This is a genomic window from Stieleria sp. (assembly GCF_041595215.1).
GTDB classification, from domain to species: Bacteria; Planctomycetota; Planctomycetia; order Pirellulales; family Pirellulaceae; genus Stieleria; species Stieleria magnilauensis.
The window spans coordinates 1-3,219 of record NZ_JBFHKV010000994.1; the positions used below are offsets into that span (position 1 = coordinate 1).

Below are 3,219 nucleotides of genomic sequence, written 5' to 3' on the forward strand. Positions count from 1 at the left end.
CCGCGGATCCAAACTCCGGATCGACCAAGGGGCCGACGACGTGTTTTGCATACGATGTGCTGGGGAATCTGATCGCGACCGGTGACCCACGAAACGGGGCCGACAGCTGTGACGGCAGCATTCCAGATGGTCCGCTGGTCACCGTCCGTGAATATGACTCACTGAGTCGTCTGAAGAAACGTGTCAACGCCGCCGGGTACACCGAACAGCGGGACTACGATCCGGTCGGCAATCTGATCGAACGGATCGATCCGCGAGGTTTTGTGACGACCTATGAGTATGACAAGCTGGGGCACTTGACAAAGGAAACGAGGCAAGCGGGCCCCATGGGTGAAGACGATGCGATCACACACTATGTCTACGATGCGATCGGACAACTGAGGCGACAGGTTGACCCGCGTGGCGACCAGTATTGGACGGAGTTCGAGTATGACGCCTTGCATCGATTGATTGAAACTCGGGTCAATACCTTCGACGTCAATTTGAACGGTGAAGTGCTGCGAACGAAATTCACGCACGATAAAGCGGGCAACGTGGCCACGATCACCGATCCGCGGGGCGACTTCTTTACGGTCGAGTACGAACACAATGCGAAGAATCGAGTCGTCAAGCAGGAGATGAACACGGGCTCAGAAGATGCACCCGGTCCGCGTTCCATCCGTCGGTACGGCTACGACGCGGCGGGGAACCAGACGAGTATCGTCGATCCGCGTGGAACCTATTACACGACCACCATGACGTACGACGAGCGTGGCATGTTGTCGGAAATCTCGCAGCCCACCGGGAATGATGTCGCCCCCGGCGCGCCTGCGATCACGTCGTACACCTACGATGGGGCAGGGCGCACCAAGACGATTGAGTTGCCTTGGGTCAATACCCCGACCAATCGTGGAATGGTGACGTACGAGTATGACGCGCGGGGGCTGATGATCGCGGAGATTGATCCGGAAGAAAACCGTGTCGAATATTCGCATGATGCAGCCGGGAATGTGGTGCACATCAAACGGTACGGAGACGAATTCACCGCGTCGCGCGAAGAGACCTTTGTCCCCGATGCGCTAGGTCGTACCGCGTTGATCATCGATGCCGACGGTCGCGAAACAAGAATGACCTATGACGAAAACAATAACCTGACACGTGTCGTCGGTCCGATGCTGAGCCCCGATGGCACGCCGTATGAACAAACTTGGACCTACGACGCTCAGAACTTCCCGATCACCCACACCGACGCCGAAGGGTATACCACGACCACTCGTTTTGACCTCGTGGGCAACCCGATCGAAACCACCGATCCGCGCGGTCCGTTCTTTACCACGTACGTGACGTACGATGCGCGGAATCTGCCATTGGAAACGCGTCGGCCAGCGGGCGCGGCGGCGGATTCCGGCCAGTACCTGGTGGACCAATTCTTTTACGACGGTGCCAATAACCAGATTCGTCACGTCGATCCGCGCGGACCCGCATTTGCGACGACCGTCGAATACGACACGATGAACCACCCGGTCAAGACCATCCGCGCGGGTGGAGACGCCGATAATCCGACCGACCACGTGGACGAATTCGAATATGACGTGGCGGGTAACCGTATCGCTTATACCGACCCGCGTGGTGAGGAATTCACCAGTCATTACACGGTGGATTTCGCCGGCCGAACATTGACCTCGGAGTACCCCAGCGGTGACCTGGGGACACAAGATACCGTCAGCGATCAAAAGCTCTATGACGGCATGGGCAATTTGATTCGGCACGTCGACATCGGTGGCGAAGACTACGTCACGACCTTCCAGTACGACCTGCTCGGCAGGCAGGTCTTGATGACCGATCCGGTCAATGAATCCGAAGCCTCGGTCTACGATGCGTTCGGTAACGTGGTCACAGTGACTAATACACATGGCACGACACAGTTTCGCTATGACGCCTTGGATCGCAATGTTTTGACGATCGACGCGCTCGGTCACGAATCGTCCAGCCGCTACGAGGCCAACGGCAGTCGCCGGATCGATACCAACCCACGCGGTTTCGAATCGAAGACGATTGTCGATGGATTGAACCGAATCACTGTCCACGAAGACGAAATCGGTGGAATCACTGAGACGACCTACGACGGTGTCGGTAACGTCGTGTCGATGACCGACCCGCGCGGCATCGAAACGGTGCTCGAGTACGACGCGCGAAATTTGTTGGTCGCATCGACCTCGGCGGCGGGAACCGATGAGGCGCTGACCCGAACGATGCAGTACGACGTACTTGGCAATCTGATTGCAGAAACCGATCCGCGCGGTGGTTATTTCACAACCAACTACATCTACGACAACCTGAGCCGTGTTGTGGAAATCCAGATGCCGGCCGGGCTTCCGGGCAGTCCCGGGATCGCGACACCAGGTTATGAAGACAAGCTGGTTCGCAAGTTGACGTACACGCCTTTGGGAAGCGTTGCCAGCGAGACATCAACACGCGGTGCGTTCTACGAGACGATTTACAGCTACGATCGACAGAACCGATTGGTGCAGATCGATCGAGAGGTCGGTACGCCGGGAGCCTCCCAAACGGCAACCGTTTTGCAGGAGTACAACGATGCCGGCAACTTGATTTCCATGACCGACGCCAACGGATTCGTCACCAACAGCCAATACGACCTGAAGGGACGCCGGACGCGACAAGAGATTTTGTCGGACGATGAAGCTGCCGGGGCCGAAGGGAAATTTGTTAATCGCTGGGAGTACGTCGACCGGGCCGATGGGTATTCGGTCCAATACTACGACGCCACGGGAAAGCTCGACACCGAGACCGTCTACGATGCGCTCGGACGTGCGACGGCAATCAACAGTCGCTCGGAAGAACCTGTCACCTTGGACTATGACGAAAACGGGAATTTGATCGCCGAAGCAAGCGGTCGCGTGTCGTTCACCTATCAATACGACCCTTTGGATCGCCGCGTTGTGGCGACGGATACCGACGGGAATTCCTCTCGGTTCGAGTACGATGCCAACGGTAACCTGGAGCGGGTCTTTGATGCGTTCGACGTCTTGATTGATGATTCGCAATATGACCTGCATGACCGTCGTACTTCAACGACCAATGCTCTTGGACAAACCACCCACTACGCCTACGACGGCGCCGATAATCTGGTTTCCGTTCGCGATTCAGCCGACAATGTGACCAGCATGGTTCGCGACGCGTTGAATCGATTGCGTAGCGAAACGACCAGTCAAGGCATTC

General features: G+C 56.9%; 1 protein-coding gene. It reads left to right on the forward strand.

Annotated elements, in window-relative coordinates:
• Nucleotides 1–3,219: hypothetical protein (locus ABX749_RS27235; RefSeq protein ID WP_372898798.1), on the forward strand; the 3,219-nt coding region annotated here is incomplete at both ends.